At 50.4% G+C, this 13,016-nt stretch carries 13 protein-coding genes and 1 riboswitch; of the genes, 1 reads left to right on the forward strand and 12 read right to left on the reverse strand.

The window, feature by feature from the left end:
* Positions 1-82: 82 nt before the first annotated feature.
* The 5 genes from recG to KD909_RS09085 all read right to left on the reverse strand — a co-directional run bounded on the left by recG (position 83) and on the right by KD909_RS09085 (position 5,790).
* The gene (gene recG, locus KD909_RS09065) at positions 83-2,113 is read right to left on the reverse strand and encodes an ATP-dependent DNA helicase RecG (RefSeq protein WP_211781375.1); all 2,031 of its coding nucleotides are present in this window, start codon (positions 2,111-2,113) and stop codon (positions 83-85) included.
* Complete coding sequence (sdaAA, locus tag KD909_RS09070; protein WP_074037281.1) at positions 2,100-2,987, reverse strand: L-serine ammonia-lyase, iron-sulfur-dependent, subunit alpha; 888 nt, start codon at positions 2,985-2,987, stop codon at positions 2,100-2,102. The genes recG and sdaAA overlap by 14 nt, the downstream gene beginning before the upstream one ends.
* 12 nt (positions 2,988-2,999) lie before the next feature.
* Positions 3,000-3,662, reverse strand: a complete 663-nt coding sequence (gene sdaAB / locus KD909_RS09075; RefSeq protein ID WP_015881352.1) for an L-serine ammonia-lyase, iron-sulfur-dependent subunit beta — start codon at positions 3,660-3,662, stop codon at positions 3,000-3,002.
* A 63-nt stretch (positions 3,663-3,725) separates the two neighbouring features.
* Positions 3,726-5,405 carry a DAK2 domain-containing protein gene (locus KD909_RS09080; RefSeq protein ID WP_015881351.1) on the reverse strand — a complete coding sequence of 560 codons (1,680 nt, stop codon included), beginning with the start codon at positions 5,403-5,405 and terminating at the stop codon, positions 3,726-3,728.
* Between the two features lie 22 nt (positions 5,406-5,427).
* A complete protein-coding gene (locus KD909_RS09085; RefSeq protein ID WP_015881350.1) occupies positions 5,428-5,790 on the reverse strand; it encodes an Asp23/Gls24 family envelope stress response protein in 363 nt (120 codons plus the stop codon).
* Between the two features lie 252 nt (positions 5,791-6,042).
* On the opposite strand from KD909_RS09085, the gene rpmB reads away from it, so the two are divergent.
* Complete coding sequence (gene rpmB / locus KD909_RS09090; RefSeq protein WP_015881349.1) at positions 6,043-6,231, forward strand: 50S ribosomal protein L28; 189 nt, start codon at positions 6,043-6,045, stop codon at positions 6,229-6,231.
* 57 nt (positions 6,232-6,288) lie between these two features.
* Here rpmB and KD909_RS09095 read toward each other — a convergent pair whose 3' ends face one another.
* The 7 genes from KD909_RS09095 to rlmN form a co-directional block, all read right to left on the reverse strand.
* On the reverse strand, positions 6,289-6,876 hold the full coding sequence (locus KD909_RS09095; protein ID WP_211781376.1) for a thiamine diphosphokinase: 588 nt from the start codon (positions 6,874-6,876) through the stop codon (positions 6,289-6,291).
* A complete protein-coding gene (gene thiT, locus KD909_RS09100) occupies positions 6,873-7,448 on the reverse strand; it encodes an energy-coupled thiamine transporter ThiT (RefSeq protein WP_015881347.1) in 576 nt (191 codons plus the stop codon). The genes KD909_RS09095 and thiT overlap by 4 nt, the downstream gene beginning before the upstream one ends.
* A 72-nt stretch (positions 7,449-7,520) precedes the next feature.
* Positions 7,521-7,621: riboswitch (TPP riboswitch) on the reverse strand.
* A gap of 20 nt (positions 7,622-7,641) precedes the next feature.
* On the reverse strand, positions 7,642-8,298 hold the full coding sequence (gene rpe / locus KD909_RS09105; protein ID WP_015881346.1) for a ribulose-phosphate 3-epimerase: 657 nt from the start codon (positions 8,296-8,298) through the stop codon (positions 7,642-7,644).
* Positions 8,299-8,301: 3 nt separating this feature from the next.
* A complete protein-coding gene (gene rsgA, locus KD909_RS09110; RefSeq protein ID WP_047795432.1) occupies positions 8,302-9,189 on the reverse strand; it encodes a ribosome small subunit-dependent GTPase A in 888 nt (295 codons plus the stop codon).
* A gap of 42 nt (positions 9,190-9,231) precedes the next feature.
* Positions 9,232-11,181, reverse strand: a complete 1,950-nt coding sequence (gene pknB, locus KD909_RS09115; RefSeq protein ID WP_211781377.1) for a Stk1 family PASTA domain-containing Ser/Thr kinase — start codon at positions 11,179-11,181, stop codon at positions 9,232-9,234.
* A 5-nt stretch (positions 11,182-11,186) separates the two neighbouring features.
* Positions 11,187-11,921 carry a Stp1/IreP family PP2C-type Ser/Thr phosphatase gene (locus tag KD909_RS09120; protein WP_211781378.1) on the reverse strand — a complete coding sequence of 245 codons (735 nt, stop codon included), beginning with the start codon at positions 11,919-11,921 and terminating at the stop codon, positions 11,187-11,189.
* An 8-nt stretch (positions 11,922-11,929) separates the two neighbouring features.
* Positions 11,930-13,015, reverse strand: a complete 1,086-nt coding sequence (gene rlmN / locus KD909_RS09125) for a dual-specificity RNA methyltransferase RlmN (protein WP_015881342.1) — start codon at positions 13,013-13,015, stop codon at positions 11,930-11,932.
* Position 13,016: the final 1 nt, after the last annotated feature.

The raw sequence follows: 13,016 nt of genomic DNA on the forward strand, positions 1-13,016 counted from the left end.
GTTCCCTCCTAAACTAATCGCTAAAGAACTTAATACCTGGTACTAATAGCAGTATATATTCTTTAGTCGTCATTTTCAAGTACTATTCTAACCTTTCCCCAACGAGAAGGTCGAGTTGTTTCAAATAGCCACGTAACCCTTCATATTGGGCGTCATGCCAAAAGGCGTCGCTTCCGAGAAGTTTCACGGCATCTTGCATGGCCACTTCCATCACTTTCAAATCGAGAACGGGATCGGCGACCCGGAAACTTGGGAGACCACTCTGTGCGGTCCCGAAGAAATCACCAGCCCCACGTAACTCTAAGTCTTTCTCCGCCAATACGAACCCATCGTTCGTCTCCGTCATCGTTTTCAGTCGAACTTTCCCGACATCTGACTTTGGGTCCCCGACGAGGATACAGAACGATTGATGGGCACCACGACCGACACGGCCACGCAACTGGTGTAATTGCGCGAGACCGAAACGCTCGGCGTCATGGATGATGATGAGTGAAGCGTTTGGAACGTTCACCCCGACCTCGACGACTGTTGTGGAGACGAGAATCTGTGTCGCGTTGTCGGCGAATGATTTCATGACCTCGTCTTTTTCTGTACTCGATAGTTTCCCATGCATCAGACCAACACCATAGTTCGAGAAGCGTTCTTTCAACAGCTCATACAGTGCCGTCGCACTCTCCACTTCTAGTGTATCCGACTCCTCGATGAGAGGTGCAATCACATACGCTTGACGGCCGAGTGCGAGTTCCCGATCGACCATTGCATGCACACGATCGATCTGGTCGTGTTTCGCCCAATACGTTTCAATCGGCTTTCGTCCTTTTGGCATCTCATCGATCGTAGAAACATCCATCTCTCCGAACGCACTGATGGCAAGCGTCCTCGGAATCGGCGTCGCGGTCATATATAAGACGTCCGCGAATTCAGCTTTATCGCGAAGTTTCTTCCGCTGTTCGACACCGAATCGGTGCTGTTCGTCCGTGATTGCCAAATGTAAATTCGAAAATTCGACCGGTCCTTGGATGAGCGCGTGCGTCCCGACGATGATGTCGACGTCACCCGATCGGATTGCCGTCAGTAGGGCTTCGCGCGCCTTCCCTTTCACCGAGCTCGTCAGGAGGGCGATCGTGATGCCAAACGGTTCAAATAATTCCTGTAACGATGTCGCATGTTGTTCGGCAAGGATTTCTGTTGGCACCATCAAAGCCCCTTGATACCCGGCCGTCACAGTCGCATACAAGGCAATCGCGGCAACGACGGTCTTCCCGCTCCCGACATCCCCTTGTAACAATCGGTTCATCCGTTCTGGTCTTTCAAGGTCAGATACGATTTCACGGATGACCCTTGTCTGGGCTCCGGTTAATGGGAATGCGAGCCGTTTGACGAATTCATTCAATTGATGCTTATCGAGGTGAAGGGCCCGACCGTTTCCTGACCGCTCCATTTTCCGAAACGCCTGTAATTTCAACTGATACATGAGACACTCTTCATAAACATAGCTTCGTCTCGCCTGTTTATAGGTCTCCACTGTATCTGGAAAATGCATCCCACGTAGCATCGTCATCCGGTCAACTAATCGATAGCGGTCGCGAATGGCCTGCGGGACCTGTTCGGGCAGATCGTTCACCTGCTCAAAAGCGAGCTTCACGATTCTACTGAAATTCTTTTGTGTCAGTCCGGCTCGTAATGAATAAATCGGTTGCAGTCCGCCTGAGGGGGCACCAAATTCAAGGTCGGTCGCGCTGATTGTCATCCGGTTCATGTCCCATTTCCCTTTGACCGTCACCGTCTCCCCGATCCCCAATTTTTCTTTATAGAAGGCACGGTTGAACATCGTCACTTGGACGGCGTATCGGTCTTCGAGTAACAACCGGAACTGGAGACGATTCTTCCCTTTACTATAGTAGCGAACGAGCGGTTCGGCTTGGACAGTCCCGCTCCACTTGACGAGGTCGCCGTGCACAGCCGTCGTCACTGTCCCACTATTATAATTCTCATAACGAAACGGGACGTGCTCCAGCACGTCCTCGATTCGAACAAGTCCCATCACTTCTAACTTTTTGGCCATCTCTGGCCCGACCCCTTTCAGCGTCGTCAGTCGATCATTGTTTTGCATCTTCTTTCGCTCCAAATATATTTCTTTCGAGGCGACGAGCCGTCGGTGTATTGGCAAGTCCGCCTTTTGCGGTCTCTTTTAAGGCCGTCGGCATCATTTGGCCCACTTCATGCATCGCTGAGATGACCTCGTCACAAGGAATACGTGAGGTAATCCCCGCAAGCGCCATATCTGCTGCGACAATGGCGTTGGCACCGCCCATGGCGTTTCGCTTGACGCATGGAACTTCGACCAACCCCGCCACAGGATCACAGACGAGACCGAGCATATTTTTTAGGGCGATCGCAAATGCCGTGGCCGACTGGTCCGGTGTCCCACCAGCTGCTTCAACGATGGCCGCGGCTGCCATGCCCGTCGCCGACCCGACCTCGGCCTGACATCCACCAGCAGCCCCTGAAATCGAGGCGTTGTTCGCCACGACGAATCCGAACGCACCTGACGTGAACAAGTAACGGATCATCGCGTCGCGGTCCATTTCAAGGCGATCTTTTACCGCAAACAACGTTCCCGGTACGACGCCCGCGCTCCCCGCTGTCGGTGTCGCACAGATTCGTCCCATCGCCGCGTTCACTTCGTTCGTCCCGATCGCTTTCGACACCGCATCTAAAATGAGGTCCCCAGCGAGCGACTTGCCCGAACGAATATACTCTTGCATGAGTACGGCATCATTCCCCGTCAATCCCGTAACCGACGTTACACCTTGGAGTGCACGTTCGACTGCTTCTTCCATCACCTCAAGATTTCGGTCCATCATCCCGATGATGTCCTCTCGACTGGCACGTCTGACGTGCATCTCCTGCTCGATCATCACTTCAGAAATCGGGATGTTCCGTTCTGTTGCAATCGTCACTAATTCCTCTACTGATTTAAACATCACACATTCTCCTCATTCCCCAAAAATAGCTATCCGTTCGATTTGCGGTAACCGTTCCAGCTCTGCGATCACTTCCGCAGGAATGGTCTCATCAATCTCGATCGCCATCAACGCCTGCATCCCTTTTTCATGGCGGCTCACTTCCATATGCCCAATGTTTAATTGGTGGTTCGCCAACACACCGGTCACAGCCGCGATGGCCCCGAATCGATCATGGTGCAAGACGACGAGTGCAGGTCCCCCACCTGTCAGTTTCAACGGGAATCCGTTCAGTTCCGTAATCTCAATCGTTCCCCCACCGATTGAAATTCCGACAATCTCAAATGTGCCTAATTCATCTTCGAGCAAGACCCGGGCCGTATTCGGATGATCCGTCAACAGATCACTCGTCTCAAAGATGACCTCGATCCCTTTTTCACGGGCGATATCTAACGCCTGTGGGATTCTCAGATCGAATGTATCGAATCCCATGATTCCACCGACGATGGCCACGTCCGTGCCGTGACCCCGATACGTGTCAGCAAACGATCCATAAAATGTGATGTGCGCCGTACGCGGCGTTCTCCCGAACAACTTCCCGGCCATCAAGCCGATTCGGGCAGCACCTGCTGTATGCGAACTCGACGGTCCGACCATGACCGGACCAATGATGTCAAACACACTACGATATTTCATCAATTTTTCCCCCTTTCAAAAATCCCTACCTTCATTATACAGAAGGTAGGGATTCGAAACAGCTTATTCCACACTAAAAATATAAGAGTAAAGCGGTTGTTTGCCGTCGTGAACTTCAATTTCAATCTCGTCGTTCACCGATTCGATATATGACGTCAACGCTTCTACGTCCGATGCAGAAGAGCCTTCTCCTGTTAAGATCGTGACGATTTCGTCGTCTGCGTCGATGAGCGCATCGACTAATCGTTTAGCCGCTTCTAAGCTCGATGGAGATGAAGAAACGATTTTCTTCTCAGCAATCGCCATGTGCTCATCTTTTTTGATTTCAACGCCATCGATGCTCGTATCACGAACAGCGTATGTCACTTGGCCGGACTTCACTGTCGCCGCTGCCGCTTTCATCGCTTGTTCATTCATCTCGACATCCGCTTCAGGATTGAATGCGATGGCTGCCGCGAGACCTTGTGGGACGGTCTTCGTCGGAATGACCGACACGCCGCACGGTGCGACAGACGCCGCTTGTTCAGCCGCCATGATGATGTTGGAGTTGTTCGGGAAGATGAAGACGTGTTCCGCATGTGCCGACTCAATCGCCTTGACGATATCTTCTGTCGACGGGTTCATCGTCTGACCACCTTCGATGACGTGGGCCGCCCCGAGTGAACGGAACAGTTCGCTGACGCCTTCGCCCATTGCGACCGTTACGATGGCAAATGGCGCTTTCGGCTTCTCCGCTTGTTGAATACCGTGTTGGTTGGCACCGTGTTCTTCTTCAAGAATCGTCGAATGTTGTTGACGCATGTTCTCGATTTTGACCGCGACGAGTTCACCGAAACGTTGCCCTTTCGTGATGACTTCACCTGGCGTCTCGACGTGAACGTGAACTTTCAAGAGTTCTTCGTCCGCGACGACAAGAAGAGAATCCCCGAGTTCAGACAACTCGTTGCGGAATGCATCTTCGTTGAACGGTGTATCTTTCAGCTTGTCCTCTTGGAAACGGACCATGATTTCCGTACAGTAACCGAATTCGATGTCCTCTGTCGACATGAACCCTTGTGCCGCATGCGCGTGGTGTTCTGCTTCAATCAATGCATCCATCACCGGTGTATGTGGTTTTTCAAGTTCTTTTCCTTCAAGACTCGCAAGGAATCCTTCGTAAATGACGAGAAGTCCTTGACCACCTGAGTCGACGACGCCGACTTCTTTTAACACCGGTAACAAGTCCGGTGTACGGTCTAACGAAGCTTTTGCTTCGACGATGACACGTTTCATGAACTCTGTGAAATCACTTGTCGACTCAGACGCAAGGAGCGCTTCATCAGCCGCTTCACGAGCAACCGTTAAAATCGTTCCTTCAACCGGTTTCATAACCGCCTTGTATGCCGTGTCGACACCGCGTTTGAGTGCTTCTGCAAAATCAACTGTCGTGAGTTCCGTCTTTCCTTCAACGGCTTTCCCGAAACCGCGGAACAACTGGCTTAAAATAACGCCTGAGTTTCCGCGTGCTCCCATCAGGAGTCCACGAGCGAACTTTGATGATACCTCTGCGATATCAGATGTGTTCATGGCTGCTACTTCTTTCGCACCTGACGTCATCGTCAAGTTCATGTTCGTTCCCGTGTCTCCATCTGGAACCGGGAAGACGTTAAGCGAATCTACATAATCTGCGTTTTGGCTCAAGTTGGCCGCTCCGTTCGCGATCATGTTTGAGAGCGCCACGCCATCTAAACGATTTAAACCCACACCAAATCCTCCTCCGTTTTCGTCAGTCATTCGTCAGACGAACGCCTTGAACGAATATATTTACCGACGAAACGTTTAATCCTAAAGTTTCTCCGAGCGTATACTTCACTCGGCTTTGCACGTTGTATGCGACTTCAGATACTTTCGTCCCGTAGCTTACAATGATGTGCATGTCGATATGTACGTCCTCATCCTCTTGACGTACGACGACACCACGCGCGTAATTTTCACGTTTTAACAATTCAGCAATGCCGTCTTTCAATTGTGCTTGTGAAGCCATGCCGACCACACCGAAGCATTCCATCGCCGCACCACCTGCGAGTGTCGCGATGACGTCACTTGTGATGTCAATATTGCCATATGTTGTCTTCATTTCAATTGCCATATGGAGTAGCCTCCTTTATTCGGAATGATTCCTAATGTACATTCTACAATAAGTACCTAGTTATTAAAAGAACCTGCTCCAGAATCTCGGTCAATTAACGCGATAACCTCATTCATTATTCAAATCCTTGAGAGTAATGTCAAGTTTTTTTCTTGTCATGGTATGATTTTCTAGTTGCATCGGGAAAAAAGCCGTGCTAATATAAACGAGTGTCTATTAGGACGAACCCACATAAAAAAGGAGGGGAAACGCATGGCACGTAAATGCTACGTAACAGGTAAATCACCTAAATCAGGTAACAACCGTTCGCACGCACTCAACAAGACAAAACGTACTTGGGGTGTAAACGTACAAAAAGTTCGTATTCTCGTTGACGGTAAACCGAAACGCGTTTGGGTTTCAGCTCGCGCACTTAAATCAGGTCTCGTTGAACGCGTATAATACTTATACACGAACGAATAAATCCCAGCGGCATTCGCCGATGGGATTTTTTTTTGCTTATTTTTTGACGAGCATGACGAGGACCATTCCTTCATGGACCGTCAACAAAGCACGCTCTTCGCTCCACTCATTTGAAACGGTCAACGCTTGCGCGCTATGGACCGGATGACGGTCGAGTGGATATTTGACCCCCTCTATTGAAATCGTGGCGGTTTTCCAAGGCATGAAAGACAAGTAATGTCCATCTCGTTTGTTTATCTCGTAATTCCCTGTCCGAGCGAGAGAGACCGTTTGACCCGTCCCATGAAGAACCATTCCCGGATACGATTCGAGTAGACCGACGTTCGCGAACGTCATATCAACTCGTCCCCCGAGTGCCCCGTACACATCCATCCGCGTCGCCCCCCGATCGATCGCCAATTGAAGCGCAATCTCGAGGTCGGTCACATCCTTTTCAGAAGGGTAACGTAGCGCCTCCTCGGGCGGTGGTCCGACAAACGAATCAAAGTCTCCGACCACGACGTCTGGTACGATTCCTTCATCTAATAATCTCTGATATCCACCATCGACGCCGATGATAAAATCTGCATCACGCGGTAAGTCCGGAATAGGTTCCGGACTCGCCGCGACGATCAAGATGTTCATTGACGAATGTCCCGTGTCGCGACACGCGTGAAGCGTGGAGCTGTCGTGAAGAGTAAGACTAATACGATGGCTGAGATGACAAACGACGGAACCATATACGTTGCGTTATAGCCAAGTGAATATGCCACGACCGGACCCTCCGCATACTTGGCGAAAAAGACAATCCCTGAGATGACGTGAGCCGCATAGCGCAATGCCGACCCGATCAATGCGCCGAGCACTAAATAGGTCGCAAGCGTCTTCGTCGCGCCTTGAGTGGCAGCCTGTTTCACACGTCCGGCAAAGACGCCGGCCACGCCGACAAGTCCGTACGCGACCGTATAATCGAGCAAGAACTGAACTGGCGTAAAGATATAGGCTCCGAACAAGAGTTGAAGCGTCCCGACGAGCGCGCCTGTCGCAAGTCCACCTTTCAGTCCGTGACGAAACGCCATCACAAAGATTGGGAGCATCGCTAGACTGATTGACCCTCCTTGTGGCAAACGGTATGGGATCAGTAAATCAAAGACTAGTCCAAGCGCCGCGAACAATGAAATTTCGATGAGTGCTTGTAATTTAAAACGTGATTTCATCTTTCTTCCTCCTTTATTGTGTGAACGACAAAAAGCAGCATGACGTAAACGCCATGCTGCTTGGATTCGCAACGTGCATTTTCGCCACATCCCTACGTCCGTGTGAACGGAACAGGTTCAAAGGGTTAGCGTATGCCTCTCAGCCACATCATGTGACACCCCTTGCGACTCTATCTTGTTGTTCTATCGTCGATTATACACGAGATGCGCCACGAATGCTATCAATGGCTGCTTTATAATCCGGTTGATTGTAAATGGCCGAACCGGCAACTAGGACATCAGCCCCTGCGTCGATGCAACGTTTCGCCGTCTCTTCGTTGACGCCACCATCGATTTCAATTTCAAAATCGAGCTGACGGTCTTTGCGAAGCTGACTGAGCGCCGAAATTTTCGGTACGACGGATTCAATGAACGCTTGTCCACCGAACCCTGGGTTGACGGTCATGAGCAATACCATATCGACGTCTTGAAGGATATGTTCAATCGTAGAGAGCGGGGTGTGTGGGTTCAAGACGACCCCACATTTCGCCCCCGCCGCTTTGATTTGCTGCAGGACTCGATGTAAATGGTTCGTTGCTTCCACGTGAACCGTCACAATGTCCGCCCCTGCCTTGACGAAATCCTCGACATAGCGTTCCGGTTGGTCAATCATCAAATGCACGTCGAGAACCATGTCTGATTTTTTGCGCAAGCTCGCGAGGACCGGTAGTCCAATCGAGATGTTCGGCACGAACTGCCCATCCATCACGTCAAAATGGATATAATCTGCCCCCGCATCTTGAACGGCTTTCACTTCCGCCTCTAAATTGGCGAAGTCGGCTGCTAAAATTGATGGTGCGATTTTAATCATCTGTCAATACCTCCGTTTACGATCGTTTAACTCCTCCATAAAGGTAACATAATTCTCATAACGAGTTGAAGCAATTTTGCCATCTTCAACGGCTTGTTTAATGGCACACCCCGGTTCATTGATATGGACGCATCCACGGAACTTGCAATCATCGTGACGTTCCACAAATTCTGGGAAACACCATCTCAGTTCATCCGCCTCGAGTTCCTGAGGAAACTCAAGACTTGAAAATCCTGGCGTATCCGCCACAAGCCCGTCGGCCAATTGAATGAGCGTGACGTGTCGTGTCGTATGTTTCCCACGGCCGAGTGATTTTGAGATTTTCCCCGTTGCCAATTCAAGTTCAGGCGCGACCGCGTTCAAGAGTGAACTTTTCCCGACACCTGTTTGACCTGCAAACACGCTCGTCTTCTCTTTGAAGAGTCCCCGTACTTGATCGACCCCATCCGAAAGCTCCGTCGACGTCTCAATCACGTCATATCCGATGGCACGATAGCGGGCGACCGCCTCTTGAATCGGTCCGGTCTCTTCTTCACTGAGTAGGTCCATCTTCGTTAACACGATAATCGGATGAATTTGTTTGGATTCGATCAATACGAGGAATCGGTCAAGCAAATGATAAGAAAACGCCGGTTCTTTCACAGAAAAAAGTAGAAATGCCTGATCGATGTTGGCGATTGGTGGGCGGACGAGATGGTTTTGACGCTCCTCCACCTCCAAAATATAGCCCGTCCCATCTTCTTGATCTTGAATGACCACGTCATCCCCGACGACAGGCGAGATGTTTCGTTTCCGAAAATTCCCTCTCGCCCGACACCGAATCTCTTGATTCGACTCGGTCATCACATCATAAAACCCGCCTTGTAAGCGAATAATCGTTCCTTTCAATATGACTACCTCCCTTAAAAAAGAGGTGACGACACCGTCACCTCTTTATTGTGCCTCTTTGGCCTGTGCATATGTGACTGAATCCGTTCGGACGATTTCACCATCGACTTCAATCGTTGCGGTCCCGACTTCGTCCGGGGCAATGACGAGCGTATACGAATACGTTGTCGTCTCTGTGATGTTATCCCGTAACACTTCAATTTCACCGCGCGCATCGACTGTACGAATCACGACCTCGACGGCTTTCGGTTTCTTGTCTTTGTCCGGTTGCTCGACTTCGACGCTCACTTCACGTTCGATGGAGACGTCTGTCGGTTCAACTCCTTCCGATACGATGACCGTGAGTTCCGTTCCCGGATCGACTGCCGTACCCGCCGTTGGAAGTTGACGGATGATTTGACCTTTAGGAACACTTGTCGAAAATTCATCCCGTCTCACGATTTTCAACTTATTCTGTTCGGCGTAAGTCGATGCCTCGTCGAACGTATATCCCGCGAGATTCGACAGTTCGACTTTGTTGCTTCCTGTAGACACGACGAGAGTCACCGTCACTTCAGAAGGAACGACTTCCTCGCCTGGGTCGAGCGATTGCGAAATCACATCTCCGCTGTCGACCGTTTCTGAAGCTTCTGTTTTGATTTCAAGGTCACTGAACGCCAAATCTTTTAGCATGCGTTCGGCTGCTGTTTGGGACAGTCCCTCCACATTCGGCATTTCGACGGTTTCTTTCCCGGCCGAAACGACGATGGTCACCGTCGTGCCTCGTTTTGGTTTACGCCCTTCTTGTGGGTTTTGCGAAATGACCTCGCCTTCTTCGACGTCATCGCTCGCCCGCTCCGTCACTTCGACGACGAAACCGGCATTCTCCAGTTCAGACGTGGCATCCCCGATACTCATTCCGACGACATCCGGAACGACGGCTCGTGACATTTCATCGGCGACCACGTATGCTGCAATGCTCCCCCCAATTAGGAGCAACACGAGTAAAATCCAAATCCACCATTTGCGTTTCTTCTTTTTGACCGGAGTCACCGCTTCAGGTTCTTGCTCGCTAGACGGTGTGACCGGGGTCTGAACCGGGGTCTCTGGTTTTTCTTCAGGCATGACCGGAGTCATGACGAGCGTCTGATCGAATTCATCCTGACTGGCCGAAACACGTCTCGGCTCATTGGCGCGTTCACGGCTTAATGACGTCATGCAGTCTTTTTTAAAGGCTGCGACCGAAACATGACGGGCACCTGGTGACTTCGACAATGCTTGCATGACACAGTTTTCGAGTGCCTGTGGGATATTCGGATTTAAGTCCATCGGTCGAATCGGGTCGTCTTGCAAATGTTGAAGGGCGACGGCGACGGGTGTCTCGCCAATGAACGGGACACGACCTGTCAACAATTCGTACAGTACGGCACCGAGCGAATAAATATCTGACTTTTCATCAGCAAATTTCCCGCGCGCTTGCTCAGGTGAGAAATAATGGACCGAGCCGAGTACGGACATCGTATGCGTCAACGTCGCATTCGACATCGCCACGGCAATCCCAAAATCAGTCACCTTCACGTTACCGTGCTGATCGATCATCATGTTCTGCGGCTTGATATCACGGTGAATGATTCGATTCGCATGGGCATGGTCAATCGCATCACAAATCTGTCCCATGATGCGTAGCGCTTCATCGACAGATATGTATTCTTCTTGCAAGTATTGTTTTAACGTCACCCCATCGACGTGCTCCATGACGATATAGTACAAATCTTCTTCATCGCCGACGTCATAGATCGCCACGATGTTTGGATGGTTCAGACTCGTAGCCGCATGGGCTTCTCGCTCGAACCGACGTATAAATTGTTCGTTATGTGAGAATTCAGATCGCAACACCTTGATGGCGACGGTTCGGTTTAAGATCTCGTCATGAGCCCGGTAGACATTTGCCATGCCTCCGCTGCCGATTTGTTGTTCGATCCGATAACGATCGTTGATTCGTTCTCCGCTTCGCATCGGATTCATCCTCTCTTTCTATCTGTGAATTGAACGAGGGCGACCGTGATATTGTCGCTTCCTCCCAATTGATTGGCTTCCGCAATGAGTTGCTCCGCTTTTTGTTCGGCGGATACCGTTTGTTGTAACACGTGTTGAATCGCCACATCGGTCATGTGTGTCGTCAATCCATCCGTACAAATTAAAATCACATCAAACTCAGGGTCAGCGAGCACTTGCACGTCCGGTTCGACTTGTTCGCTTGAACCGATTGCCCGGGTGATGACATTTCGTTTCGGATGAACCCGCATCTCTTCTTCCGTCAATTCACCGAGTTGTTTGAGCACATTGACGTAAGAATGGTCCTCCGTAAGACGTCTTAACTCATTCGCTTGGAGCGCATAGACGCGACTATCTCCGATATGGACGATGACCACCGACTCTTCATTCCAACAAACAGCTGCCACAGTCGTTCCCATCATGACAAGATTGGACTGCTTCGCAAATTGCAACACTTGATCGTTCGCCAAATCGATGTGGTGGCGGAACCATCGTTCGATTTCGACAGGGGTTGCCGGGAGAGACGGAAATGCCCGTCTAAACTCTTCAATCACGATTTGACTCGCGACCTCTCCCGCTGCATGCCCACCCATTCCGTCTGCAACCAGGGCAATCCCGGTTATGGCATCACCTAAGATTAAAACTGCATCTTCATTTTGTGTGCGTACTTGTCCACGATCTGTTCGAAATGCTAATTCCATCTTTCTGATTACCTCGTTTCCTGTTCGCGCTCCTTCGCTCGAAGCTGTCCACAAGCGGCATCGATGTCCGACCCTTGCTCGCGACGGATTGTCACGTTCACATTGCGGTCTTTGAGCACTTTTTCGAAGGCAAAGATTTGAGCTCGCGGTGTCCGTACATAGTCACGTTCGAGTACATGGTTGACGGGAATCAAGTTGACGTGACATTTGATTCCTTTTAACAGGTCTGCCAAGAGATGGGCATATTCTTCCGTATCGTTGACACCACCAAAGAGTCCATATTCAAACGTGATGCGACGTCCGCTCTTCTCCGTGTAATAACGGACCGCATCCATCAACTTGTCCAAGTCAAAGGCACGGTTGATTGGCATGAGCTTAGTACGCAATTCAGTCGTCGGTGCGTGAAGTGAAATGGCGAAGTTGATTCGCATGCCTTCATCGGCAAACTTGTAAATCTTCGGAACGATCCCACTCGTCGATACCGTGATGTGTCGTGCTCCGATGTTGAGTCCATTGTCATGGTTGACAGTACGTAAGAAACGCATTAACTCATCGTAATTATCGAACGGTTCGCCGATTCCCATGACGACGATGGAGTCAACGCGCTCTCCGGTCGCGTCTAATGCGCGTTGTACATCGAGCACTTGGGCTGTGATTTCCCCGGCTTCTAAGTTTCGTTTCAAGCCCCCGAGTGTCGAGGCACAGAACGTACATCCAATCCGGCAACCGACTTGTGTCGTGACACAAATCGAGTTTCCGTATTCGTGACGCATGAGTACCGTTTCAATTGAATACCCGTCCTGAAGTTCAAACAAGAACTTGATCGTGCCGTCCTGGGATTCCTGCTTGACCAATTCTTTTAACGTCGTCAATTGGAACGATGCCTCTAATTTGTCGCGAAGCGCTTTCGGAACGTTGGTCATATCATCAAAAGTCGTGACCCGTTTGACGTACATCCAATCATATAATTGTTTCGCACGGAATGCCTTTTCTCCTGCCTCGATCACCCATGCCTCAAGTTCGGGGAACGTCAGCGAATAAAGTGACGGTTTTGCGCCTACGAGTGGATTCTTTTCTACTGCTTTTGGATTCATG

Source organism: Exiguobacterium sp. PFWT01 (assembly GCF_018255795.1).
Classification (GTDB): Bacteria; Bacillota; Bacilli; order Exiguobacteriales; family Exiguobacteriaceae; genus Exiguobacterium.

Excerpts from the sequence above, each read along its gene's own strand:
- recG (WP_211781375.1), bottom strand. The coding sequence starts at position 2,113 with ATGCAAAACAATGATCGACTGACGACGCTGAAAGGGGTCGGGCCAGAG.
- sdaAA (WP_074037281.1), bottom strand. The coding sequence starts at position 2,987 with ATGTTTAAATCAGTAGAGGAATTAGTGACGATTGCAACAGAACGGAAC.
- sdaAB (WP_015881352.1), bottom strand. The coding sequence starts at position 3,662 with ATGAAATATCGTAGTGTGTTTGACATCATTGGTCCGGTCATGGTCGGA.
- KD909_RS09085 (WP_015881350.1), bottom strand. The coding sequence starts at position 5,790 with ATGGCAATTGAAATGAAGACAACATATGGCAATATTGACATCACAAGT.
- rpmB (WP_015881349.1), top strand. The coding sequence starts at position 6,043 with ATGGCACGTAAATGCTACGTAACAGGTAAATCACCTAAATCAGGTAAC.
- KD909_RS09095 (WP_211781376.1), bottom strand. The coding sequence starts at position 6,876 with ATGAACATCTTGATCGTCGCGGCGAGTCCGGAACCTATTCCGGACTTA.
- thiT (WP_015881347.1), bottom strand. The coding sequence starts at position 7,448 with ATGAAATCACGTTTTAAATTACAAGCACTCATCGAAATTTCATTGTTC.
- rpe (WP_015881346.1), bottom strand. The coding sequence starts at position 8,298 with ATGATTAAAATCGCACCATCAATTTTAGCAGCCGACTTCGCCAATTTA.
- pknB (WP_211781377.1), bottom strand. The coding sequence starts at position 11,181 with ATGCGAAGCGGAGAACGAATCAACGATCGTTATCGGATCGAACAACAA.
- KD909_RS09120 (WP_211781378.1), bottom strand. The coding sequence starts at position 11,921 with ATGGAATTAGCATTTCGAACAGATCGTGGACAAGTACGCACACAAAAT.
- rlmN (WP_015881342.1), bottom strand. The coding sequence starts at position 13,015 with ATGAATCCAAAAGCAGTAGAAAAGAATCCACTCGTAGGCGCAAAACCG.